General features: G+C 61.8%; 9 protein-coding genes. All 9 read right to left on the reverse strand.

The features are described from left to right. Nucleotides 1-953, reverse strand: a 953-nt coding sequence (locus Q0216_RS06370) for a hypothetical protein (RefSeq protein WP_298593844.1), incomplete at its 3' end; no start/stop codon positions are given. Next, a complete protein-coding gene (locus tag Q0216_RS06375) occupies nucleotides 953-1,927 on the reverse strand; it encodes a hypothetical protein (protein WP_298593846.1) in 975 nt (324 codons plus the stop codon). The genes Q0216_RS06375 and Q0216_RS06370, both read right to left, overlap by 1 nt. Further along, the gene (gene folE, locus Q0216_RS06380; RefSeq protein WP_298593847.1) at nucleotides 1,878-2,828 is read right to left on the reverse strand and encodes a GTP cyclohydrolase I FolE; all 951 of its coding nucleotides are present in this window, start codon (nucleotides 2,826-2,828) and stop codon (nucleotides 1,878-1,880) included. Before folE ends, Q0216_RS06375 begins: the two co-directional genes overlap by 50 nt. Continuing rightward, nucleotides 2,804-3,229, reverse strand: a complete 426-nt coding sequence (locus Q0216_RS06385; protein WP_298593849.1) for a 6-carboxytetrahydropterin synthase — start codon at nucleotides 3,227-3,229, stop codon at nucleotides 2,804-2,806. Before Q0216_RS06385 ends, folE begins: the two co-directional genes overlap by 25 nt. Then, nucleotides 3,229-3,852: a hypothetical protein gene (locus tag Q0216_RS06390; RefSeq protein WP_298593851.1), complete on the reverse strand. Its 624-nt coding sequence runs from the start codon at nucleotides 3,850-3,852 to the stop codon at nucleotides 3,229-3,231. The genes Q0216_RS06385 and Q0216_RS06390 overlap by 1 nt, the downstream gene beginning before the upstream one ends. After that, nucleotides 3,849-4,640 carry a 7-cyano-7-deazaguanine synthase QueC gene (gene queC / locus Q0216_RS06395; RefSeq protein WP_298593853.1) on the reverse strand — a complete coding sequence of 264 codons (792 nt, stop codon included), beginning with the start codon at nucleotides 4,638-4,640 and terminating at the stop codon, nucleotides 3,849-3,851. Before queC ends, Q0216_RS06390 begins: the two co-directional genes overlap by 4 nt. A gap of 20 nt (nucleotides 4,641-4,660) precedes the next feature. Continuing rightward, complete coding sequence (locus Q0216_RS06400) at nucleotides 4,661-5,380, reverse strand: 7-carboxy-7-deazaguanine synthase QueE (protein ID WP_298593855.1); 720 nt, start codon at nucleotides 5,378-5,380, stop codon at nucleotides 4,661-4,663. 65 nt (nucleotides 5,381-5,445) lie between these two features. Then, complete coding sequence (locus Q0216_RS06405) at nucleotides 5,446-5,826, reverse strand: hypothetical protein (RefSeq protein ID WP_298593857.1); 381 nt, start codon at nucleotides 5,824-5,826, stop codon at nucleotides 5,446-5,448. A 68-nt stretch (nucleotides 5,827-5,894) separates the two neighbouring features. Beyond that, a partial coding sequence (locus Q0216_RS06410; protein WP_298593858.1) for a hypothetical protein occupies nucleotides 5,895-6,969 on the reverse strand: 1,075 nt, incomplete at its 5' end.

Below are 6,969 nucleotides of genomic sequence, written 5' to 3' on the forward strand. Positions count from 1 at the left end.
TGGCGCAGGCCAGCAATGGCCCCCCACAGATTGTCGCCCCGGAACATGCAGGGGGCGGGCCAGGTGCTGAAGTCGCAATGGGTGGCGTTGCCTTCCAGCAGCTGTAGCATCCCGTGCTGGAACACGCCCTGCGGGGGCAGGCCCTGCACGGCATACGTGGTGCCCGTGTCATCGGGCATGGTGCCTATGTGGCCATCCAGGAAATGCACGCGGGCCATGGCATCTTCCAGGAAAGGCTTGATCTTGGCCAGCCCCTTGAACAGGTCCTCGGGGATGGGCACGGGGTTCCCCGGCTTGCTCAGGATCTTAACGAAGTCCGGCCAGTTCGTTTCGTTGAGCTGCGTGCGCAGCCACTTGCCGCTTTCAAAGTGGAACGTCACACTGTGGTTATCCTTCTGCAACCACGTGGGCGCTTCCTTAACCCTCAGCAGCTCCGTGACGGCCATCCTGGGTATGCACATGCGGTGTGCAAACGGCTTGGGTAGCCGTGTGGCAGCCAGGCACACGTTATTCGTGGCGTACACCATGTCGCCGTCAACAATAACGCCCATGCTCCAGAGCCGCGACGCATCTTCTCCGATAAACGGCTGCACGCGGGCAATGGCCGCCACCAGGGCGGCACCGTCAAATGCATCGTACCGCTGCCCCGTGGGCTTGACGTGCGGGGTCTCCCCGTCTATGCAATCAATGAGCGCCCGGAACTTGCCGCTGGCCACCTTCAGCCGGCCGGCACCCGTCATACTCAAGCTGACCACATCATCACAGCTCGCAATGGCCTTAACAAACGGCACGGCCTTCGGGTTGCACTGCAGCTCCACGTCAATGGGGGCACTCAGCGCCAGCACCCCGTTATAGCTGCGGATGGTGCCCCCTTCGATGCAGAAATGCGTAATGGCAGGGATGAAGTCCTTCTTGCCTACGGCACCTTGGACGAACTTGAGGGTGGAAAGCATTAGAAGAGCTCCTGCACGGCGTCTTTGAATACCTCCGGCTTGGCGCTCAGGTTGCGTTCCATTTCACCGTAGGCCCACAGGTTGTACGCGAAGCGGCTCTGGTAGCACGTACTCAGGCGCTCGTAGCTGTACCCCTGCTCTAACAGCATGTTACAGACGAACTCCTTTTCCTGGGGGGACAGCGTGTTGACGTGCTCCCCGAGGTCATGCTTCGCGGGGTTGTTCTCACTGATGTTAATGTTCCCGTACAGCGGGTGCATGATGGCCCCGAAGGCCGCCGTCTGCACCCACGAAGAAGAGTCGCAGCTCCACCACGGGTACCGCTCCATGATGGGGATACTGGTGATACCGAAGCCGTGCACCTTGAGCTTCGGCCTGCCGCTCCCATCCACCAGGTAACGGTCCCACACCCTGTCCAGCCAGATCTGGAGCTGTTTGTTGCTGCTGCCCACCATGCCGCCCAACGTGATGTAAGGATACTTGCGCACGTAGAGTTCCAGGTACCGCTCATCCTCGCCGGCGTGGAAGCACGGCAGGGGCGTTACCCCACGTGCTTCCATTTCCTGCTGGTTCTTGTACGTCTCCAGCGGGTCGCCGATGCCGTCCAGCACCGACGCAATCAGCACTCCATCCTCTTTGCGGATGAGGTCGATGTTCCGCTTGATGTACGCGCAGTACTCACTAACTTTTAGCTCCACGCCCAGCGTGTACGCCGAGAACGCCCCTGAGTCCAGGAATACCTGTGCGCGGTCCTGCCGCATGACGTCCACGAAGCTCTGCTTCTTGACGTAATGGTAACTCTCCAGGATGTGCTGCACGTTGTCACAGTCGTGCTGTTCCTGTTCGTTCATTTTGTCGTATACCCCGCCGCCCTTGCGGGCATTGTTGGAGTACACGGCTGCGGCGTAGACGTACATGATGTGGTCATCCGATGGCCATGCGAAGGAACTCGTTGCGCGTTTCGGGCTCGTCACGCATGGCCCCGCGCAGGGCGCTCGTAATGGTGTGGTGCCCCTGCTGGCAGATGCCACGGCTTTCCATGCACATGTGCCGGGCTTTGATGACCACACCTACACCAGCGGGCTTGAGGTGCTCATTGAGCGCGTCTGCAATCTGGGAGGTAAGCCGCTCCTGCACCTGCAGCCGCCGCGCAAACACTTCCACCAGCCGGCTGAGCTTGCTCAGGCCCACTATACGGCCATTGGGGATGTAGCTGATGGTGCACGTGCCGAAGATGGGGGCTAGGTGGTGCTCACAGTGGCTGTACAGCGGGATGTCCTTGACCGTGACCATCTGGTCGTAGTTATCGGCCCCATCCTCGAACACCTTCAGCACGGCGGCCGGGTCCTGGCTGTAGCCGGAGGTCCAGAACTCCCACGCTTTCTGTGCTCGCGCCGGCGTGTCCTTGAGCCCCTCCCGATCGGGTTCGGGGTCCAGGTGCTGCAGCAAGCGGGTGAACACATGGGTTTTCGGTACCGGCGCAATCTGGCGCTCGTGCCACGGGAACACATGCCGCACGGTGGGGTCCGCGTACAGAATGCCCCGCAGCAGGTTAACGTCGGCGCGGCTCCCTTCCCTGCGAGCATCCACCAGGCACAGCTGCAGCAGGCTATCGGCGGCGTCTTGTGTCAGCACGCTGTGGAACACGGCCTGCGCATCCTCGTACCGCTCCACGGGCGTAATGGGCACCCCCGCAATAGGGCGCAGGTACTCCAGGCCCTGCCGGTCGTCTTCCGTGGGGCAGAAGACTTCCAACATGAGCTTGTTTTCTTGCTTCAGCAGCCACGTGCGCAGCTTCTGCGCCAGCATGTCGGCCAGAGAAATGGTCAGGTACACTGACCATTCGCGTTTCACAGTTTGTACGTCGCCTTGCATTTTGCCGTTTCCTCCACAACACACTCCACCAGCGTCACCCCGTACTGCGCCAGCAGCCCCGGGGCAACGTCCTCCACCATCCACTTGGCCAGGTTCTCAGCCGTCGGGTTAAACGGCACCAGCACCACGCCCAGCGTGTTCACGTCGCGCAGGGTCTGGGCCAGGGGGTCCTTTTCCCACATGATGAACTTGTGGTCCAGGCGCTGTTCCAGGTACTCGCACAGCGTCTGCTTGATGCAAGAGAAGTCCACCACACGGCCCACCTTGTCCAGTTCCTGCGCTTGGCAGGTAAAGTGGAAGCGGTAGTTATGGCCGTGCAGGTGCCGACACTTGCCCTCGTGGCCTACGACGCGGTGGCCGCAGCTGATGTCGTGGTAGCGGCTGCAGGTGATGGTTCCCATTACAGATCCTTGCCAATGATGGAGAGGGCCTCGATGTTCCGGCGGGTGCACAGCACGTCGTCCGGGTCGGGGTCAATGAGGTACGGGCACGGCGGGTTCACCGGGTCCCGGAGAGGGATAACCACATGGGGGATGCCGCTTTGCTGCACGGCCCGCATCGTGGTGTCATTGGGCCGCAGGTACACGTAGATCTTCCGGTAGTGCGCCCCGTACAGCTCATACCAGTCCCGCAGCCGCGCCGCCAGCGTGTCCACGTAATACCTGTCCGTGGCCTCGTCGCTGTACCTGTCGTCCCAGTCATACCGGCTGTACATGCTGTTCGTGATGGGGAAGCTCTCGTGCACCACTCCTGCATTCGTCAGGTGGATGTAGTCGCAGCTGTCTTGCACGTCCAGGTCGTCCAGCACAGACTTGATGGCCACATGGATATAGCTCTTGTGGTACGGCTTAGCGTGGCTGCAGGTGGTAAGGAAGGCGAAGGGTGGCCAGCACTCTTCGTTTTCATCGCACGTGCGCGCCCGTTCCGCCGCCAGCGTGGCCCAGTCGCTGCGCCAGATGCTACTGAAAATGTCCACGTGCTCCTTGCACGGCCCCACGTAGTACGTCGTTTGGATCTTCTTCACATCATACCTCGCAGTGTGCGCCGAATGGCATCCAGGTGGATATCGGCTTGGCGGTAATTGTAGGTGGCGGGCAGTTCCATCTTGCCCTCCGCGTGTGCCCGCAGCACCAGCGGGTCCGGCAGCATGGCCCGTTCAAAGCCCTCGGTCCGCAGTACGTTGGCATGGTTCTTGCCGGTGGGCGGGTATTTGCCGTCATAGCTGGTGTGGCTATAGGCCAGGCTGGCCCAGCACTCCGGCATCGTGTAGGCCAGTTCCACGCCCTTCCACTTCGGCAGGTGCAGCAGCGGCGTAACAATGCGCACCTCGGGGTCAGCGAGGCTCTCCCGAAACGTCGCTTCGGTTTTCTTGATGAAGGCCTCGGTGCAGTCCGGGTAATTGGCGTTGTCCGCCTGGCTCACGCCCGTTACCACAATCTTTGCCCCGATGCTCAGGGCAAAGTTCATCGCGATGGTCAGGAAGAACAAGTTTCGCATGGGGACGAACGTCGCCTCCACGTTCTTGCCCGTTTCCTTTTCCATCTGCTCGAAGCTCTCGTACTCCTTGGGGGCTTCCTGCGTCACCAGCGGGCTCGTGCTGCGCAGCACCTGCGGCACCGCCAGCACGGTGAGCGGCACCTTGGCCAGCTTGGCAATGTTACGAGCGGAGTCCAGCTCAATGCTGTGCAGCTGGCCGTAGTCAAACGTCAGGCAGTGTACGTCCCACCCCCGCTTCTTGGCCCACCACAGGCAGGTCGTGCTGTCCTGCCCGCCGCTGAACACGATTACGCATTTCTTACCCATTTCAGCCATTTTCTTACCCCATTCTTACCCTATTCCAATCCCAGCAGCTTGTGAACCTGCAGCTGCACGATGTACCCATGCGCGAGGGCGCTGGCCACCACGGCCCGTCTGTTACGTTCGTTCTGTTCCGGGTCCTGGCTGTCCATAGGCTGCAGGTACACCGGCTTCTTGCTGCCAGGCGCGGGCCGGGCAACGTAGGGAACGGCCGTATGCCGCAGCGCCGTCATGGGCAGCCCATCCTGCGCGTGCATATCCTCCTGCTCCATCACGTATTTGTAGCAGCATGCCGCCTCGTGCGCGCCGGGGTTAATGCGCCCCGTCTTGGGGCTGCACACCACGTACACCCCCCGCCGCTTGCCAATGTCGTCCGCATACGGCCAGGGGCTCGGGGGCAGCGTGCCGTTCGTTTCCCCCTGCACATAGTGCCCCGCTTCCGTGAGTACCTTGAACAGCGGAGCCAGGTTTTGCCGGAAGGGCTCGCCTCCGGTGATAACCACAAGGCAGCCAGGGCGGCCGCATTGCTGCGCCACCAGCATGGGCACGGTGCCCACCGCCACGCGCTTCCGGGTGCTGGCGTAGTCCGTATCGCAGCCAGGGCATTGCAAGTTGCAGCCGGCCAAGCGGATAAACACAGCGGGGGTGCCGCAGAAGGGGCCTTCCCCCTGCAGCGTGTAGAACACGGAGTGCACGTCCAGGTACTCCCCGGACTGCCGGTCCAGTTTTTCAATAGGTTGCAGATTGATCTTCATGGTGTGGAGTTGACCCCCAGTGTGGTTATCCTACCGGGGGTGGGGTTGCACAATGCCGGCCTATGTTACACGCCCAGCAGCTTATCCAGCATCTGGCCCAAGTCGTTGGCCCCGCACAGCTCGCCCCACTCTTGGTAGCTCATGCGGTGCCCGAGGTACTTCGTGTAGATGTTCTGCGCACGGACAACCTTCATGCCGTCTTCCGAGCATTCGATGGTCATATCCCAGTCGTTGCCCATGTCGCGGGTCCACTCGTTAATGCTGGCCACGGCGAACAGTCCGTCCTGCCCGTAGTACCGGGGCAGAATCACCTCGTACAGCGTGCGTAGCGCCGCGTCTGCATCATCGTACCTGTCGCCGCAGCAGCCGCACAGCAAGCGGTGATTGTTGAACACGAACCACGGGTCCGCGGGGCCGGTTTTGGGCTGGTCTTCCGCGGCCAGCATGGGTACCCCGTGCAGGATCTTCATCAGGTCCGCCACTTCCTGCCGGCGGCTACCGCACAGAAGGAGTTTCATTTCAGGTTCTCCACTTTCAGGTCCGCGCCCACGGTTTCGAACAGCGGGTTATCGTACAGATCGCTTTCCAGCGCGGGGGTGGCCTTGCCCACGTCCTGCCAGTACGCGCACTCGTTGGCCACGTCCTGTTCCGTGGTAACACGCGCTTGACACATGAGGGCGCTGAAGTACCGATTGCGGTACACGTCCTCCGCGTACCCCGGCATGTAGGCATCCACCATCTGCCGCCAGTGGGCGCGGGCATACGCCAGGGCGTTCTGCCCTTGGATGATTTCCTTGTTCACGCACCGGAAGTCATTGATGGGCACGAAGCCCACCCCGACGCAATACCATTGCTGCACGTCGATGGTCAGCTGCAGCTGCAGCAGCAGGGCCTTCCGCAGTTCCCGCACGTCTTCCACGCTCATGGAGTTCTGGAAGGGGCGCTCGAAGGGGCCGTAGACCTTGCGGTAGCCGTACTGCCCCATGGAGGGGTTATCGCCGCGGAAGCCGCCGTAGTCTTTCTGGGGCTCAGGGCTCACGTTGCGCGGGTCCGTGGTCCATGCTACCCCCTTGTTCTTCCAGCGGCGTTCCGCATCCGTGGTAATCTCAGGAGCGAACTTCACTTGCTTCCACGGCTGCACGTTGCATGCGTACTCGGCCTCGGACTGGAACTTGTAGCAGAACCACCGCACGGAATTGTCCCAGTCCGGGTTCAGGTCCACCTGCGTCGTGCGCATGGTCAGGGGCACATAGCCGGAGGTGAAGGTGTAGTAGCTGAAGGGGCGGGCGCGTTCCAGCTGCTCATTGAAGAGCTTGAAGAAGGCCTCCGTGCGCACCTTCTCGGCTTCCACAGCCGCCGGGTCTTCCTTTTCGGGTTCCGGCTTGGGCTGCACCACGCCGCAAGCCGCCCCCGCGCAATACGCATTCTGCGGCGGCTTCTGCTCTTCTTGGGGCTTGGGCTGCTCTTGGGGCTTGGGCTGTTCCTGCTGCGGGTTGGTATTCTGGTTGACCACAGGCGGGGGCACAACGGCCCCGGTGTGGTTATCCACGCTTTTGGTGCTGGTGCCGCCACCACCGCCGCAGGCGGCC

Origin of the sequence: uncultured Rothia sp. (assembly GCF_937976295.1) — a bacterium.
GTDB lineage: Bacteria > Actinomycetota > Actinomycetes > Actinomycetales > Micrococcaceae > Rothia.